The sequence below is a fragment of the Vibrio tritonius genome, from assembly GCF_001547935.1.
GTDB lineage: Bacteria > Pseudomonadota > Gammaproteobacteria > Enterobacterales > Vibrionaceae > Vibrio > Vibrio tritonius.
In genome coordinates, this window is sequence record NZ_AP014636.1 from 1,693,113 (window position 1) to 1,708,734 (window position 15,622).

A 15,622-nucleotide genomic window follows, 5' to 3' on the forward strand; every position below is an offset into this window, starting at 1 on the left:
TCCATGATAACCCTACATCACCTTAATAAATCTCGCTCTAAACGCATTATCTGGTTACTTGAAGAATTAGGGATTGATTACTCAATTAAAGCCTACCAACGCGATAGCCAAACCCAACTTGCCCCTGCAGAACTGCGTGCGATTCACCCATTGGGAAAATCTCCGGTGATTGATGAAGACGGTTTTGTTTTAGCAGAGTCTGGGGCGATTACAGAGTATCTCATCGACCAGTATGCTGGCGATAAACTTGCTCCCTCGCGCGGCACACAAGACTACGCGCTCTATTTACAATGGATGCACTTTGCCGAAAGCTCGGCCATGGTACCGCTACTGTTAAAAATATTTTTGGCGAAAGATGGTTCCCCAACTCAATTTCTCGACAAGTACTCACAAATCGAATTAGAAAAAGTGGTTGGCTACTTAAACCAAGAGCTTCAAGACAAAACTTATCTTGTCGCCAACAAGTTAACTGGGGCTGATATTATGATGTCCTTCATTCCTGAAGTATTATCGCAGCTCGGACAACTCGATAGTTACCCTAACTTGAAACGTTACTATGTGAATCTGGCGGCATTACCATTGTTCCAAAAAGCCAACCAACTGGAAGCACAATACGACCAAAACGTGGCTTAATATTAAGCACTACCGAGTGATTATCTCTTACACCAAGACACCTTCCGAGGTGTCTTGTCGTTTCTTTAATAAGCACTTTATGTGACAATGTTCACCAAATTCTTCTATTTATACTGGTGTTATGAAATTCCAAGCTGCAATTTTCGATATGGATGGTTTGCTACTCGATACTGAACGTGTGTGTATGCGGGTCTTTGAGCAAGCTTGTACTGCTATCAATGTGCCTTTTTTACAAGATGTTTATCTTAATATCATCGGCCGAAATGCGGCTGGTATCGAACAGGTGTTACGTGATGGCTATGGTCCAGAACTTGATTACCCAGTACTACATGAAGCATGGCGCTCTCGTTATGATGCCGTCGTGACCACTCAAGCGATTCCAGTAAAAGATGGGGTTATCGACTTGTTGAAATGGTTGAAATCGAGCGGTATTCCAACCGCAGTGGCCACCTCAACGCGTAAAGAGATCGCTGAAATAAAATTGCAACTGGCAGGATTAGATCAATACTTCGATTCTTACAGCACAGGTTGTGAAGTCAAACGCGGTAAACCGGATCCAGAAATCTACCTGCTCGCAGCTGAGCGCCTCAATGTCGAACCAAGCCAGTGTTTAGCGTTTGAAGACTCCAATAATGGTGTATTAGCAGCCGTCGCAGCGAACATGATCACCTACCAGATTCCTGATCTTGTTGCACCGACTGAAGAGATAAAACAGCTCGGTCATACCGTATTGCCATCCCTCACTGCGGTTCTTCAATCTCTTAAACAACCTCAGCTCGCCACCGCTGAGTAATCAGTAGATATCGCCCTGACTGTCGATGGTGATCATCACCGCATCAGGGCGCCAATATTCAAACTCACAATCCATAATCTGCCCATCACTTTTGTAGTTAACTCGACAAATTTTGAGTACAGGCTGACCTGCTGCCAAATTGAGCGCCTTGGCAACATGAGCGGGAGCTGCGGTTGGAATCACTTGAAAACGAGATCGCTGAGTCTCATAGCCGTAGTGACGAGAGTAGAGCTCGGTCAATGAAGCAGCGATATTTTGCTGCAATATGCCTGGAAATAAGGTTTCAATCAGACAGTTTTCAACAAACAGTACTGCCCGACCATCGATATAACGTAAGCGTTCAATGATGTGTACCGGCGTAAAGGCTCGCAGTTCTAACGCTTGAGCGATTTCGCCATGGGCAATATCTGTTCTTACCGAAATAATTTTTGTCTCAGCGATTCTTTGCTGCTCTTGAATCATTTTGTGAAAGTGGCTTCGCGACAAAGGGTTATAGCGAATACGCGGCGGTGAAATGTACCAACCACGTCGCTCTTCACGATAAATCAAACCTTCTGTTTCTAACGCCACTAAGGCATCTTTTAAGGTGACGCGCGTGGTGGAGAACAGCTCCGTCATCTCACGCTCTGAGGGCAGTTTCTGACCTGACGTCATACCGCCTGAAATAATTCGCTCACGTATTACATCTCTAATTTTGGCTGGCGCGCCTGTTGATAACACCATCTCCACCCTGACCTAGTCCAGACTCATGTTCTAATAATATAGATAATTTATAATTCTTATATGAATTTCTTGTATAAGTTATATGAAACGCTAGATTAGAATGAATTTTAATCAGTTCATCTTCATTTTCGCTTAATAAAAACGCACTAATCCTGTCACAATCGTTCTATAGTGTAAAAAAAGGAACAAACTGAACTAGTCCAATGGAAGGCGACTATCATGAAAAACACACTGTTTACGGCCAGTTTACTGGCTTTTAGCCTGATATCTTCCGCTCACGCTGAAGATAATGTCACAACGTTAATCCAAAAAGCTCAGCAAGAAGGTACAGTCAACAGCGTTGGCATGCCAGATTCTTGGGCAAACTGGAAAGGTACTTGGCAAGATCTCAACACCAAATACGGTTTAAAACACCAAGATACGGATATGAGCTCGGCCCAAGAAATTGCTAAATTTGCTGCTGAAAAGAAAAATGCGACGGCGGATATCGGTGACGTTGGTTTCGCGTTTGCCAAAGTTGCGGTAAGCAAAGGTGTCGTACAACCCTACAAACCTACCACTTGGGATGACATTCCTGATTGGGCTAAAGACAAAGAGGGTTACTGGGCGCTTGGCTATACAGGCACGATCGCTTTTATCTCGAACAATAAACTGGTTAAGAATGCTCCAAAATCTTGGCAAGATGTGCTCGACGGTGACTACAAAGTAGCAGTCGGTGACGTGGGTGTTGCAGCGCAAGCCAACAACGCTATTCTCGCTGCAGCAATGGCATTTGGTGGGAGTGAAAAGAACCTAAAACCGGGTATGGATTTCTTCGCCAAACTGGCAAAACAAGGTCGTTTATCACTTGCCGATCCTTCAGTAGCTAACCTAGAAAAAGGGGAAATTGAAGTCGCTATCATGTGGGATTTCAACGCACTGAACTATCGTGACCAAATTGATCACGACCGTTTTAGCGTGAGTATTCCTAAAGAAGGTTCGATCATTTCTGGCTACGCAACGCTAATCAATAAATACGCTCAACATCCGAATGCGGCCAAATTGGCTCGCGAATACATCTTTAGTGATGCTGGCCAAATCAACTTAGCTGAAGGCTACGCCCGCCCTATTCGCACTAATGTAAAATTGCCTGAATCGATTCAAGCGAAATTGCTACCAAACGAACAATACAAAAATGTTCACCCTATTAAAGACTTTACTGCTTGGGAAAAATCGTCTCGCCAGTTGGCGCGTCAATGGCAAGAACAAGTAATGATGTACCAACAATAGAGGTAGCACTATGAGCAATAAGGTTATCCTTGTTGTTCTTGATGGACTCAATTATCAAGTAGCCCATGACTGCATGGGCTACTTGCAAGGGTTAATAGAACAACAGCAAGCAACGTTACACCAGGTTCAAAGTGAACTTCCGTCGTTATCACGTCCTTTGTATGAGTGTTTACTTACGGGCGTTCCACCAGTAGTAAGCGGCATAACCAATAACAATGTTGTGCGCTTATCACATTTCGAGTCGATTTTCAGTCTCGCCAAAAACCAGCACAAAATCACGGCAGCCGCGGCCTATCACTGGGTCAGTGAGCTTTATAACCGAGCGCCTTACGACGCCATTCGCGATCGCGTCACTCACGATGACACCCTCAATATTCAACATGGCTGCTTTTATCACTGGGATCACTATCCTGATGAAGCATTGTTTCTAGACGCCGAATATCTACGACGCCAATATCAACCTGACTTTTTGCTGATTCACCCAATGAACATCGATGATGCAGGACATAAATTCGGCCTTGATTCACCGCAGTATCGAAATACGGCTCGAATGGCGGATGTGATTTTATCTCACCTAATGCCAACGTGGTTAGCAGAGGGTTATCAAATACTGGTCACCAGTGATCATGGTATGAACAATGACCGCAGTCATGGTGGAGTGTTGGCTTGTGAACGTGAAGTTCCACTCTTTTTGATTGGCTCGGCATTTTCCCATACACCAGCCGATATCAAACAAACCGAGATTTGTGGTTTGGTGTGCAACGCACTCGGACTGGAACATGATAAACCCGCCCCGCGCGAGGGTCTTGTATGATGAAATGGCCATCCCTGTCTTCACCCTCAGAGTTAGATGAAGTCAAAGCTGAGTCGAACAAACCCAAATTTTCTCGCTTCAAGCCAGCGCTTTGTCTTTCTCCGTTTGCCATCTTCTTTTATCTGTTTCAAATCGCTCCGATGCTGTGGGTGATCGTCAACAGCTTTAAAGTCGACGATGAGTGGTCACTAGACAACTATGGCCAAATCATCGACTCGCCCTTTATCCAACAAGGATTTAGCCACAGTGCGTCTATCTCATTTTGGTCGAGTTTAGTCGGTTTAATGATTGCCACTTTGCTCGTGAACTCACTAAGACGCATCCCCGGTCGTCTGCGCAGCGCTGTGGTGGCCTTCACCAATATGACCAGCAATTTTGCCGGTGTGCCGCTGGCATTTGCTTTTATCATCATCTTGGGCGCTAACGGTGCAGTCACTTTGCTCCTAAAACAGTGGGGCGTAATCGACGATTTCAATATCTACAGCCAATGGGGCTTATTACTGATTTACATCTATTTCCAAATTCCCCTCGCTGCGCTGCTGCTTTATCCCGCATTTGATGCCTTAGATGATGACTGGCAATCTGCTGCAGCCTTGCTTGGCGCATCGCATTGGCAATATTGGCGCAACGTGGCGATCCCTGTTCTGGCTCCAGCCTTGTTAGGAACCTTTATTATCTTGATTGCTAACGCGATGGGAGCGTATGCCAGCGTCTATGCGTTAACGGGTGGCAACTACAACATGATCACGATTCGTATCGCGAGCCTTGTTGCTGGGGATCTCTTCCTTGAGCCAAACTTAGCCGCGGCAATTTCCGTGGTTTTGATTGTATTGCTCGCGTGCATCACCGCCATCAATCAATGGTTAATCGCAAGGAGTTATCATGGGAAACACTAGTCTTGCTGTGCATAAAGCCATTGTGTTCACCATTATCGGTGTACTACTGATTCCGATTTTGGCCACGTTAGCCTACTCCCTATCCACCCATTGGGGTGCGACCATTTTACCTGAAGGTTTTACCTTAGAATGGTTTCACAAATTACTGAGCACCCCACGATTTCTCTGGGCGTTTGGACGTTCACTACTGATCTGCTTTAGCGCATTAATCTTAAGTACCTTACTGATATTGCCGGCGATTTTTGTTGTGTTCTATTACTTTCCTAAATTGGATAAGTTAATGAACTTGCTGATCCTGCTGCCCTTTTCGGTGCCGCCGGTCGTCTCCTCGGTAGGGATGCTACAAATCTATGCCGACAGCGATATCTCACTTATTGGCACGCCATGGATTTTAATTGGCACCTATTTCACTATCGCGCTGCCTTTTATGTATCGCGCGATTGCCAACGCCTTCTCTGCCATCAATCTACGTGATCTGATGGACGCGGCCCATCTGTTAGGAGCCAGTACGCCTAAAGCCTTTTTCCTAGTCGTCCTGCCGAACATTAAAAAGGGACTGATGGCATCGCTGTTTTTGTCGTTCTCTTTCTTACTCGGGGAGTTCGTCTTCGCCAACATATTGGTCGGCACGCGCTTTGAAACACTGCAAATCTATCTTTATAGCGTTCGTCAAGAAAGCGGCCACTACACATCAGCATTAGTAATGACCTACTTCTTCTTCATTTTTCTATCTACCTGGCTTGCCGGCCGTATAGGAGCAAAATCATGAGTTACGTTTGCGCGCAGCAGCTCGCCAAACAATTTGGCGAACATACGGTGTTTTCCCATATCGATTTTCAAATTGAGCAAGGTGAATTCATCACCCTACTGGGACCAAGTGGTTGTGGTAAATCAACTTTGCTACGAAGCCTAGCTGGTCTTCATCCTGTGGATTCCGGAAAAATCATCGTAGATGGTCAAGACATCACTCATCTTGCGCCGCAAAAACGTGGCATTGGCATGGTGTTTCAGTCTTACGCGCTTTTCCCCAACATGACGGTTGAGCAAAACATTGCCTTCGGTCTGAAAATGCAGAAGGTGCCAGCCGCCGAACGCACTACTGCGGTAAAGCGTGTTATCGAACTGGTGGAACTCAACGGAAAAGAACAAGACTATCCAGCCCAATTATCCGGTGGACAAAGACAGCGGGTCGCGTTAGCACGAGCTCTTGTCGTCCAACCGAGAATTTTGCTGCTTGATGAACCGCTATCCGCTCTCGATGCCAAAATCCGTCGTCATCTGCGTGAGCAAATTCGCACGATTCAAAAAGAACTCAATCTCACCACCATATTTGTTACCCATGACCAAGAAGAAGCGATGACCATGTCTGATCGAATCTTTTTAATGGATAGTGGCAAAATCGTTCAGCAAGGTCGTCCAGAACAGATCTATAATCAGCCAGCAAATGAGTTTGTGGCAGGATTTATGGGCAACTACAATTTGATTGATGCGCCGCTGGCCAATCGCATGTTTGCCTTAAATACCCAAATGATGGTTGCAGTGAGACCAGAATCTATCTACGTAAAAGAGGCAGGCAGAAACTATGGACCCCATATTTCATCGCCTCACGCAGCAACCGTATTGGATCATCAACTGCTCGGAAACGTCATTCGTTATCGAGTATCCCTTGCAGAATGCGAACTGACGGTTGATTTGCTTAACCGCTCATCAGAGCGACTCATGCAACGTGGTACCCCACTAGAATTGCTGTTCAATTTAAATGAAATTCAACCTGTGAGAGCCTAATCTGTATGTCTCAACCGCTGTATATTTTCGACATGGACGATACCCTAATCGATGGTGATACCTCCATGCTGTGGAATGAATTTTTATTTGCCAAAGGGTTAATCGCTGACCCTGATTTTCTCCGTCGCGATAAAGAGCTGATGGGGCTGTATGCCATCGGCAAGATGGATATGGAACAGTATCTTCAGTTTGCTATGACCCCTATTCTTGAGCTCTCGACTCAAGAGGTTGATCAACTGGTTGATGAGTATGTCGAGACCGACATCATGCGGCGCGTTTTTCCACAAGCGCACACTCTGATTGATGAACTCACGCACAATCAAACGCCTATGCTGATCATTTCTGCTACGGTCAGTTTTATCGTCAAGGCGGTGGCGAAACGTTTGGGTATTGAACACGCACTGGGTATCGACATGAAAGTCGAACATGGCCGCTATACAACAAAGATTGAGGGAATCCCTTCTTATCGCGAAGGCAAAGTGCTGCGGTTACAAAACTGGTTAAAAGAACATTCGGCTTCAGTCAGTGCCACCCATTTCTACACCGATTCGATTAATGACCTGCCTCTTTGTCAGCAAAGTGATTATGCCTACCTCATCAATCCTGATCCTTTGCTGGCGGAATACGCCCACACTCCGAATTGGCATGTTCTGTCTTGGTCACACGAACCCTATTCAGCTTAATCTCTGTGATGCCAGCTAAGCTGGCATCTTTTTTTTCTAAACAAATCGAGGATCTAAACCTTGCTGCCGGGCTCTGCCACATCTAATTGATGAATCTCTCTTAACAACTGAATAAACAGCGAACTGCCAACTGGCAGCAAAGCATCTGGGAAATCGTAATGCTCGTTGTGCAATTGGGGAGAGTGTTCACCACTGCCCAACACAAACATAGCGCCCTCTTTTGCTATACGGGTAAATTCACCAAAATCTTCAGACCAACGCATCGGCTCCGCTAACGTATGGCATGGAATATTAAGCGCCTTGCATGCTTGCTCAACGGCAAGAACACCTTGCGCAGAATTCACGCTGGCTTGGAATACATCTTGATAATCGATACGCCATCCTAACTGATGAGCAGTACAAACACTTTTTACCCACTGTTCCGCCTGCTGTTTCAAAGCTGCCATTCCTTGGTTACTTTCACTACGCAAAGTGACCATTAGTACCGCATGCCCCGGAGACGTTCCAAAAGCAATTTCTCCCAAGTTTGCATGAATCACAGTTACCCAGCTTCGCTCCGCAACTTTAGCAGGCAATTGAGGAAATTCTTTGAGTAACTCGCTTAGCGCCAAGGTCGGGCTAATACCATTTTCTGGATGCGCTGCATGAGAGGTTTTGCCATCTAAATGAACAATCATCCCAGCGGAGGCACAATTAAACGTCCCAGCCTTGATCGCCACCTCACCTAACGCCAATCCGGGATAATTATGTAACGCAAAAGCGTAGTCTGGTTGAAGTTCGGCAAATTGAGGGTCATTGGCTACGGCAATCGCCCCTTCCCCCGTCTCTTCTGCCGGTTGAAACAGCAACACGACTTTCCCCTTTTGAGGACGATGAACAGAGAGATGAGCACCCACAGCACAGACCATCGCCATATGACCATCATGGCCACAGAGATGTGCCACTCCGGGAGTAGAAGAGCGGTAAACTGCGCTTCCTTTCTCTTGAATGGGTAGCGCATCAAGCTCACAGCGAATCAAGGTCACAGGCCCATCTTCTACACCGTGATAGAGCATCGCCATTCCTGATCCACAGAGGTTTTCTAGCATTTCATCAGGTGCATAAGCGCTAAACCACTGTTTAATCCGCGCTGCGGTTTGCACCTCTTGGAACGATAGCTCTGGGTGCTGATGTAAATGATGCCGCCACTCTTGCCAATCCATATCCTGCATAACCTATCCTTGTTTACGCTATCTTTAACTTACGACTAAACAATACGTTATCGCGTAATGATATCGAAAGCCAGCCTCCTATTTACAGTGTAAACATCGGTTTTAGCTACTGAACTCTCTGACCATTCAGGCTGGGTACAAACTGGAATGAAAAAAGCCCCATCAACTCAGTTAACGGGGCTTTCTAAAATCACTTTTCAGCAATTATGCTGCTGCTATGTATTGTCGTTTGGTTCTTTTTTGACGCTTTAATTCAGCAATTAGCTCATCAACATCAAGGTCGATATTAAAACGACGTTTGAGGTTAGCGAGGAAAATCGGATCTTCACACATCGCCTTTTCTGGCTCATCACTGATTTTCGCCACCGGACGACCATTACATTCGGTCAATTTAATCACGATGGATAGAGGCTTGTAAGCCACACCTTGCGCATTTTTCCAACCAGCTAAATCATTGGTTAGGAACGTACCGATACCAAATGAAATACGCACGCGGCCAGCAAAGTATTCGCACAGCTCTAACGCTTCATCGAAGTTAAGGCCATTTGAGAAAATGAACACTTTCGATTTTGGATCAATCCCCATGCTTTCGTAATGTTCAATCATGCGGTCACCCCAAACAAACGGGTTACCTGAATCATGACGAATACCATCGTAAGCCTTGGCCAAATGCATATTGAAATCTTCTAAGAAGGTATCGATAGTCAAGGTATCAGTTGGCGCAATAGAAAGTTGGCCATCAAATGCTTTCAACCATTGCTCTAAAGCAACACGCTGTGAGTCTTTCACGTTAACTAATGCTTGATGCCCCATAAACCATTCATGAGCGATGGTTCCAATCGGCTTTAGATTAAACTCACGGGCAAAGTGGTAGTTACTCGTACCAAGAAGCAGTTCTGGAATTTCCTGTTTCAAGTACGCCATCACATCACGCTGTACTTGACCAGAGAAGCGACGACGAGTCCCCATCTCCGTTAGAGAGAAGTTAGTAATACCACGACGTTTGATTTCCGCCTTTAGCTTCTGAATTTTCTCATCCAGAATCTCTATTGGCAGCGACTGAGGCACTTCAGCCCAACGGCGACGGCTACGCACTTCAGAAAGAATCGACATAACGATTGTTTCATACAAAATAGTATCGCGCCAAGAGCCTTCAATACCAATGCGCAGTTGTTCTTTACCATCGTGTTTGATCACACCGAACCGCACTTGACGCTCCGGTTGAAAATGGAAATAACGCAATGATTGAAGAAAGGCATGCTTCAAGTGAGGCGAGCTTTGTGCAAGATACACGATGTCCGCGTCAGAAAATCGCAGAGAGGATAACTGACTAATTTCACTACGAACTTCTTCAAGCAGTTCACTAACATCTTCATCGCTACGAACAATAAGCTCATAACGTACCTGAACATCAGGATATAACGAATGGATCGCTTGCATCATGTTGATCTTGTAAGCATCCAAATCCAGCAGGCTGCGAATAATGTGTGGAGAAAACAGGCGAGAGTTCATTTTGCCGTCCTTCATTTCACTGTGTCATCACGTTAGTAACATTATGTTGCTAACTTTTGTTGGACAATAAAAGAGTTTAAGAGGTTTGTCAACTTATGTGACAAACCCAAATGATAAAAACACGTACAAATGTTCCATATTTGTTACATGTAAATGTAATTATTGCAATAACTTACCCAATCTCAGCCTAAAAGTGACAAAATGTAAAAATCAGTTTGTCACAAATCGTTATTTACATTTGACCGCAAAGACCAGCTTGCCTAGAATGATGCCATCAATAATTAGGGATTTTATATGATTGTTTCAATTGATTTGGTCTGTCTACGTCTCACCACCAATGGCATCAAAGTTCTACTGGTTAAACGTCAGAATCCAAATCGCCCAGACTGTGGTAAATGGGCACTGCCTGGTGGGCTAGTTTATGATGAAGATTGGGCTGAAAAAGGAGGCGAACCCGCTGATGACGATTTTGACTCAGCTCGGCGACGCATTTGCCGTCAGAAGATCCACACCTATCCTAATTACATCAGTGACCCTATCGTAAACGGTAACCCTAAGCGAGACCCTGATGGATGGAGCGTCAGTATTTCTCACTATGCTCTACTGAATCCTTCAAACGTGCAACAGATTGAAAATTCAGGAATGGATAAAGAACGTGCAGATTGGTTTGAACTGAGTGATTTGCTCCACGGTAAATTCAACCTAGCGTTTGATCACACGTCACAAGTTCAACATGCTTGGAGCAAATTGCGCGCCGCCGTAGAGTATACCTCTGTCGTGCTCTTCTCTTTAGAAAAAGAGTTTTTAGTGGCCGACATTATTGATGCTTATGCGAAATTCGGCGTGGATGTAAACCGGATGACAATTAAGCGTCGCTTGATTGATACAGGTGTTATCGTCAGTGCAAATAAATTGGCTTCATCAAATAAGGGCCGCGGAGGCAAACCTGCCACGGTTTATCGCTTAAATAATAAAGAAGTCAGCTACTTCCAAACCTGTTTGCGTGGTTAATAAAACATAACTCGGGTGTAACAAAATCCTTTAATTGAGTAGATTCTGTTCAATAAGCGTGTGATACTAATCACACACTTCTGGGTCGGAGCGTTTCCGACCGCATACCTTTTTCTATCAACGGATACCATGAACCCGAAAATTGCTGCACTTTGTGGTTGGCTTTTATTACTCAGTCTTGCCATCTCGCTCTACTCAGAATTGCTCGTGCCTATTCCATCCTATTGGGCTGGTGTACCAATCTGGATTTCCTCCTTTTTCTTTTTCCCCTACCTTAAAGGCGTACAAAAGAAGCAGATTATTATTCTGGTGGTATGTGGCTTATTCGGCCTGTTATACGGCACCATGCACCATCTCGATAGCCGCTATTTTCTAAAAACTTTAGAAGCCAACCAAAATGTAGTGACAATGCTGATTGGTGTCGGCTTTCTAAGGATTTTTGCCTCTCACGGTGTACAAACCAACGAAACCTTACCGATAGGCTCTCGCTCGCTTATCAAAACCTTACTCGGGATTCATCTTTTCGGAGCCGTATTAAATATGTCTTCCGTCATCATCGTCGGTGACAAATTGTCGATGAAAAAGCCCTTACAAACGCCCCAGGCCGTCATCCTGCTGCGTGGTTTTGCCATTTGTGCTTTCTGGTCGCCTTTCTTTGCTGCGATGGGGATGACATTAACAAGCGCGCCCGGTTCACATTTAAGCACCTTGATCATTTATGGCATTCCCGTCAGTTTGGTTGCTCTAGCACTTACCGCTTGGGAGATTAAACGAACTCCCTTAGTGGAGAATATTGAAGGCTATCCGATGGGGATTAAGTCATTGTGGATGCCATGTTTATTAGCCATGATTGTTCTTGGTGAACATCAAGTTTGGCCTAGAGCCAGTGTGCTATCTCTAGTTGCACTGACTTCTGTCTCCTTTATCGCTTTATGGCTTATTGCGGTCAAAGGGAAATCTGGAGTTGTGATGGCAAAACGTCATATTGAGGTTGGAGTAGCCAGTGCTGCCGGAGAAGTGGTTCTATTTGCCGCTGCAGCCATGCTCGCTTCCGGAGTAGCATCCATCTTGGCTTCGCTTAATGTTCAGTTGGCACCGGATCACTTTGGTGCTCTCGCTGCCTTTATTACTTTGGTTATTTTGGTTGGCTTAGCCATGACTGGCATGCATCCGGTCACCAGCGTGGTACTAGCAGGCAGCGTATTGGCCCCATCGGTAACGGATCCTAATTTATTAGGCTTAACGCTCTTGATGGGCTGGTCTTTGGGCATTACCTTCTCACCATTTTCCGGTGTGCAATTGAGTATCCAGTCTCGCTATAAAATAAAGGCAAAAACGTTGTTGGCACATAATTGGCGCTATATCAGTGCTATGTTAGCAGTGTGTGCGACAACATTGTGGATTTATACTTTGTAGATAAAAATGAAGCTGCGTTTTGGCGCAGCTTCATTTTTGTATCGAACTTGTTTTAGCGAACCACACACATCGGCGAACCTGCGATAGGATCGCGATGTATTTCAGCTTCTAAATCAAAAACATCTGCCAGCAATTTGGCAGTTAACACCTCTTCAGGGCAACCTTCGGTGACCACCTGCCCCGCTTTCATCACGATTAAGTAATCACAGTAACGGCAGGCTTGGTTAATATCATGCAATACCGTGATAACGGTTTTGCCCTCTTGATTGAGCTTACGTAGCAGCTTCATTAACTCCACTTGATGGTTAAGATCCAAATAGGTAGTCGGTTCATCAAGCAATATATAATCCGTGTCTTGCGCAAGCGTCATTGCTAACCATACTCGTTGGCGTTGGCCACCCGACAAGTCAGTGACCAAGGTAGACGCTAAATCCATTACACCAGTTGCGATCATAGCTTGTTCCACGATCGCATTATCTTGCTCTGAAAGTTGTCCCCAAAAACCAGTATATGGGCTACGGCCATACCCAACCGCTTCTCTTACGGTAATCCCTTCAGGCGTTTCTTGTGCTTGCGGCAACAGTGCCAAATGCTGTGCTAGGGTTTTAGACGCAACCTCATGAATCGGCGTTTCATCCCAAAAGACTTCGCCTGATTCAGGAAGGAGTATTCTTGACAAACCTTTGAGTAGGGTCGATTTTCCACAACCATTTGGGCCTAAAAGAGCAATGATTTTTCCCTGTGGAATAGCTACATCAACACCTTTAACAATCGGCGTTTTTCCGTAACTCAATACTAATTTTTCTGTGGATAGCCGCATCGTTTATCTCATTTTCACTAATAGGTATAAAAAGTAAGGCGCACCAATGATGGCCGTCATAATGCCTGCCGGAAGTTCAAGCGGCGGATGGATGACACGTGCAATTAAATCGGCCATCAACAATAAGAAGGCACCAACTATCATGGCAGCAGGTAACAATACTTGATGCTTCCCGCCCACCATTTGACGAGCTAAGTGCGGTGCCACTAAGCCTAAGAAGCTCAAAGGTCCACAAACGGAAACCGCAGCAGATGTCCACATCACCGCAAGCAACAAAGCACCGGCACGGACAAGATAAACCGAAACGCCCAGACTGGTCGCTCGTTCATCTCCTAAGGTCAATAAGTTCAACTGATGACTCAACCACAGCACTAAAGGAGCCAATAACCACCACGGCAAAATCATCCATAGCTGATCCCAGCTTCGGCCCCATAAGCTACCCGTTAACCAAAGCAGAGCATTGTTAATTTCCAGAGGCTGAGTGAGCATCAAAAAATCAATCGCACTACCAAACAGCGCCGACAGAGCGACACCAGTGATTGCCAGTTTTACTGGTTTGGTTTTGGAGCCAACAACCAAAAACAAAATAATCGCCGCACCAATCCCCCCAGCCAATGCAGCACTTGGCAGCCAATAAATCGATACCGTTGGGAAAAGTGTCATTAGCGCCACCGCCGCTAGCCCAGCCCCATGACTCACGCCAAGAATATCGGGTGACGCTAGCGGGTTACGGATAACACCTTGAATCAAAGTACCAGAACTGGCGAGCATTGCTCCAACCAAAATGGCTAAGAATATGCGCGGCAGACGATACTCATGAATCGTAAAGTAGTGCTCACTATGAGACGTTAAACCTTGCCAAATCTCAGTTAACGACAGGTTTACCGCACCAAAACAGAGGTTAGCAATAGCGGCAATAACAACCGCACCAACCAACCCACTTATCATCCGCAAAGGTTGGTTCATCGCGTTTTCCTCACAAGATAAATAAAGATAGGCGCACCAATAATTGCCAGTACCGCGCCAGCTGGAGTCTCAGTAGGATAAACAATAGCGCGACTGACGATATCAGCAATCACCGTCAATAAGGCCCCGATTAACATAGCAATAGGCAATAAACGGCGATAATCATACCCAACCAGTAAACGTCCTAAATGAGGGACAATTAAGCCAACAAACGAGAGTGCCCCTACCGTACTCACGCTAATCCCAACTAAGATCAAAACCGTTCCAGCAATCACCAAACGCATCGCTGTTAGGTTGATGCCTAAACTTTTGACTCGCTCATCCCCCATCGCTAATAGGTTCACTTTAGGAGCCAGCAGCAAACTCACGATTAATCCAACCGCAAGGCCTGGCCAACTCCATTGCCAATTGTGCCACTGCACATTAGCAAACGAGCCTGCCAGCCAAGCCATAACACTTGCCGCTTGGTCTTCCACCAAAATAATGCTGGCTTTAGTTAATGCGCTGCACAACGCTGAGATAGCGATCCCCGCCAATACAAGTTGCCCCCGCTCTGTGCCCGCACGCCATGCACCGCCTAAAATCATCACCAAAACCCAAGTGATTAATCCCCCTAAAATGGCGGCAAGCGGCACACCTATGGGCGATGAAACAGCAAACACAGTACTCACTAGAGCCATCCCCATCGCCGCCCCAGCATTGACCCCAAACAGACTCGGAGAAGCCAAAGGGTTACGAGTTAACCCTTGCATTAAAGCGCCAGCGGCCGCTAATGACGCACCAACAAGCATTGCTTCCAACACCCGCGGCAAACGTACATCATGCACGACAATATGAGCAATGACCGTAGGATCGCGATGCCAAATCGCGGCAAACGCATCGTAACCAGAAATAGGAATAGCGGAATAGGCAAATAGCCCTATCCATCCAAAGACAATCAAAGCCACCAGCAGAAATAGAAAGGTGGTCATGTAGACGAGAAAATGACGATGTCGCATTAAGCTTTAACCAATTAGAATAACTCTGTTAAAGGAAAATGTTCGTAACACTCAAAGAGAACAGTACTGACACTTTTCTTAATCCAATCAAA

General features: G+C 45.6%; 16 protein-coding genes. 10 read left to right on the forward strand and 6 right to left on the reverse strand.

Going from position 1 to position 15,622, the window contains the following annotated elements; translation table 11 throughout:
• The first annotated feature begins 3 nt into the window (after nt 1-3).
• Complete coding sequence (locus tag JCM16456_RS22825; protein ID WP_068718817.1) at nt 4-633, forward strand: glutathione S-transferase family protein; 630 nt, start codon at nt 4-6, stop codon at nt 631-633.
• A gap of 121 nt (nt 634-754) precedes the next feature.
• A complete protein-coding gene (locus JCM16456_RS22830; protein WP_068718819.1) occupies nt 755-1,426 on the forward strand; it encodes an HAD family hydrolase in 672 nt (223 codons plus the stop codon).
• Here JCM16456_RS22830 and JCM16456_RS22835 read toward each other — a convergent pair whose 3' ends face one another.
• The gene (locus tag JCM16456_RS22835; protein WP_068718821.1) at nt 1,427-2,149 is read right to left on the reverse strand and encodes a UTRA domain-containing protein; all 723 of its coding nucleotides are present in this window, start codon (nt 2,147-2,149) and stop codon (nt 1,427-1,429) included. It abuts the gene before it with no gap.
• A gap of 219 nt (nt 2,150-2,368) precedes the next feature.
• Between JCM16456_RS22835 and JCM16456_RS22840 the strand changes: the two genes are divergently transcribed.
• Genes JCM16456_RS22840 through JCM16456_RS22865 form a run of 6 tightly spaced genes read left to right on the forward strand, consistent with a single transcriptional unit; the run spans nt 2,369 to nt 7,596 of the window.
• Complete coding sequence (locus JCM16456_RS22840) at nt 2,369-3,418, forward strand: ABC transporter substrate-binding protein (protein ID WP_068718823.1); 1,050 nt, start codon at nt 2,369-2,371, stop codon at nt 3,416-3,418.
• Nucleotides 3,419-3,428: 10 nt separating this feature from the next.
• On the forward strand, nt 3,429-4,232 hold the full coding sequence (locus JCM16456_RS22845) for an alkaline phosphatase family protein (protein ID WP_068718825.1): 804 nt from the start codon (nt 3,429-3,431) through the stop codon (nt 4,230-4,232).
• On the forward strand, nt 4,232-5,128 hold the full coding sequence (locus JCM16456_RS22850) for an ABC transporter permease (protein ID WP_408068397.1): 897 nt from the start codon (nt 4,232-4,234) through the stop codon (nt 5,126-5,128). Before JCM16456_RS22845 ends, JCM16456_RS22850 begins: the two co-directional genes overlap by 1 nt.
• The gene (locus JCM16456_RS22855; RefSeq protein ID WP_068718830.1) at nt 5,115-5,897 is read left to right on the forward strand and encodes an ABC transporter permease; all 783 of its coding nucleotides are present in this window, start codon (nt 5,115-5,117) and stop codon (nt 5,895-5,897) included. The genes JCM16456_RS22850 and JCM16456_RS22855 overlap by 14 nt, the downstream gene beginning before the upstream one ends.
• Complete coding sequence (locus JCM16456_RS22860) at nt 5,894-6,913, forward strand: ABC transporter ATP-binding protein (protein ID WP_068718832.1); 1,020 nt, start codon at nt 5,894-5,896, stop codon at nt 6,911-6,913. The genes JCM16456_RS22855 and JCM16456_RS22860 overlap by 4 nt, the downstream gene beginning before the upstream one ends.
• A 5-nt stretch (nt 6,914-6,918) precedes the next feature.
• Nucleotides 6,919-7,596 carry an HAD family hydrolase gene (locus JCM16456_RS22865; RefSeq protein WP_068718834.1) on the forward strand — a complete coding sequence of 226 codons (678 nt, stop codon included), beginning with the start codon at nt 6,919-6,921 and terminating at the stop codon, nt 7,594-7,596.
• Nucleotides 7,597-7,649: 53 nt separating this feature from the next.
• Here JCM16456_RS22865 and JCM16456_RS22870 read toward each other — a convergent pair whose 3' ends face one another.
• Together JCM16456_RS22870 and pncB are read right to left on the reverse strand one after the other, a co-directional pair.
• Nucleotides 7,650-8,807, reverse strand: coding sequence for an amidohydrolase (locus tag JCM16456_RS22870; RefSeq protein ID WP_068718836.1), 1,158 nt, complete (start codon nt 8,805-8,807; stop codon nt 7,650-7,652).
• Between the two features lie 204 nt (nt 8,808-9,011).
• Nucleotides 9,012-10,319 carry a nicotinate phosphoribosyltransferase gene (gene pncB, locus JCM16456_RS22875; protein WP_068718838.1) on the reverse strand — a complete coding sequence of 436 codons (1,308 nt, stop codon included), beginning with the start codon at nt 10,317-10,319 and terminating at the stop codon, nt 9,012-9,014.
• 294 nt (nt 10,320-10,613) lie between these two features.
• Here pncB and JCM16456_RS22880 point away from each other — a divergent pair, with 294 nt between their 5' ends.
• Nucleotides 10,614-11,330, forward strand: a complete 717-nt coding sequence (locus JCM16456_RS22880; protein WP_068718840.1) for an NUDIX domain-containing protein — start codon at nt 10,614-10,616, stop codon at nt 11,328-11,330.
• 129 nt (nt 11,331-11,459) lie between these two features.
• Nucleotides 11,460-12,746 carry a hypothetical protein gene (locus JCM16456_RS22885; RefSeq protein ID WP_068718842.1) on the forward strand — a complete coding sequence of 429 codons (1,287 nt, stop codon included), beginning with the start codon at nt 11,460-11,462 and terminating at the stop codon, nt 12,744-12,746.
• A 52-nt stretch (nt 12,747-12,798) separates the two neighbouring features.
• On the opposite strand, the gene fecE is transcribed toward JCM16456_RS22885, so the two are convergent.
• From fecE to JCM16456_RS22900, 3 genes are read right to left on the reverse strand one after another with little or no spacing between them, the layout of a single operon-like run.
• Entirely contained in the window at nt 12,799-13,566 is a 768-nt protein-coding gene (fecE, locus tag JCM16456_RS22890) for a Fe(3+) dicitrate ABC transporter ATP-binding protein FecE (RefSeq protein WP_068718844.1), read from the reverse strand.
• 3 nt (nt 13,567-13,569) lie between these two features.
• Nucleotides 13,570-14,532, reverse strand: coding sequence for a Fe(3+) dicitrate ABC transporter permease subunit FecD (fecD, locus tag JCM16456_RS22895; protein ID WP_068718846.1), 963 nt, complete (start codon nt 14,530-14,532; stop codon nt 13,570-13,572).
• The gene (locus JCM16456_RS22900) at nt 14,529-15,530 is read right to left on the reverse strand and encodes an iron chelate uptake ABC transporter family permease subunit (protein ID WP_068718848.1); all 1,002 of its coding nucleotides are present in this window, start codon (nt 15,528-15,530) and stop codon (nt 14,529-14,531) included. The genes fecD and JCM16456_RS22900 overlap by 4 nt, the downstream gene beginning before the upstream one ends.
• Nucleotides 15,531-15,622: the final 92 nt, after the last annotated feature.

Coding starts and splice junctions, on each gene's coding strand:
- JCM16456_RS22825 (WP_068718817.1), top strand. CDS start 4: ATGATAACCCTACATCACCTTAATAAATCTCGCTCTAAACGCATTATC.
- JCM16456_RS22830 (WP_068718819.1), top strand. CDS start 755: ATGAAATTCCAAGCTGCAATTTTCGATATGGATGGTTTGCTACTCGAT.
- JCM16456_RS22835 (WP_068718821.1), bottom strand. CDS start 2,149: ATGGTGTTATCAACAGGCGCGCCAGCCAAAATTAGAGATGTAATACGT.
- JCM16456_RS22840 (WP_068718823.1), top strand. CDS start 2,369: ATGAAAAACACACTGTTTACGGCCAGTTTACTGGCTTTTAGCCTGATA.
- JCM16456_RS22845 (WP_068718825.1), top strand. CDS start 3,429: ATGAGCAATAAGGTTATCCTTGTTGTTCTTGATGGACTCAATTATCAA.
- JCM16456_RS22850 (WP_408068397.1), top strand. CDS start 4,232: ATGAAATGGCCATCCCTGTCTTCACCCTCAGAGTTAGATGAAGTCAAA.
- JCM16456_RS22855 (WP_068718830.1), top strand. CDS start 5,115: ATGGGAAACACTAGTCTTGCTGTGCATAAAGCCATTGTGTTCACCATT.
- JCM16456_RS22860 (WP_068718832.1), top strand. CDS start 5,894: ATGAGTTACGTTTGCGCGCAGCAGCTCGCCAAACAATTTGGCGAACAT.
- JCM16456_RS22865 (WP_068718834.1), top strand. CDS start 6,919: ATGTCTCAACCGCTGTATATTTTCGACATGGACGATACCCTAATCGAT.
- JCM16456_RS22870 (WP_068718836.1), bottom strand. CDS start 8,807: ATGCAGGATATGGATTGGCAAGAGTGGCGGCATCATTTACATCAGCAC.
- pncB (WP_068718838.1), bottom strand. CDS start 10,319: ATGAACTCTCGCCTGTTTTCTCCACACATTATTCGCAGCCTGCTGGAT.
- JCM16456_RS22880 (WP_068718840.1), top strand. CDS start 10,614: ATGATTGTTTCAATTGATTTGGTCTGTCTACGTCTCACCACCAATGGC.
- JCM16456_RS22885 (WP_068718842.1), top strand. CDS start 11,460: ATGAACCCGAAAATTGCTGCACTTTGTGGTTGGCTTTTATTACTCAGT.
- fecE (WP_068718844.1), bottom strand. CDS start 13,566: ATGCGGCTATCCACAGAAAAATTAGTATTGAGTTACGGAAAAACGCCG.
- fecD (WP_068718846.1), bottom strand. CDS start 14,532: ATGAACCAACCTTTGCGGATGATAAGTGGGTTGGTTGGTGCGGTTGTT.
- JCM16456_RS22900 (WP_068718848.1), bottom strand. CDS start 15,530: ATGCGACATCGTCATTTTCTCGTCTACATGACCACCTTTCTATTTCTG.